Genomic DNA, 323 nt, shown 5'->3' on the forward strand with positions numbered 1-323 from the left:
TCCCCCCGACGCGCCAATCCGATACCGCACTGCAGCAAATCTGCTCGCCGCAGTGCCAAACGACCGCGACACACCGACAAGTTGATCTTTTACGGCTTCTGTGAAACCAGCACCTTTGAGCCCTGGCCTGCGGGAACACCTCACCGAGGGCGGCCCAGAACCCCAGTGCGCCGTCCCCGACGGCCAGTACCGGCGCGCGCATTCCCCGCCGTTTGCAGTCGCGTAGCAGGTCGGCCCACGACTCGGTCGACTCGCGGTAGCCGTCGGACAGTGCGATGAGTTCCTTGCGGCCGTCGGCGCGCACGCCGATCATCACCAGCAGG

At 66.3% G+C, this 323-nt stretch carries 1 protein-coding gene; it reads right to left on the reverse strand.

The window, feature by feature from the left end:
- Window positions 1–323: transposase (locus FLV34_RS39980; protein WP_261986094.1), on the reverse strand; the 323-nt coding region annotated here is incomplete at both ends.

Origin of the sequence: Microbispora sp. CSR-4 (assembly GCF_008033685.1) — a bacterium.
In the GTDB taxonomy this organism is placed as follows: Bacteria; Actinomycetota; Actinomycetes; order Streptosporangiales; family Streptosporangiaceae; genus Microbispora.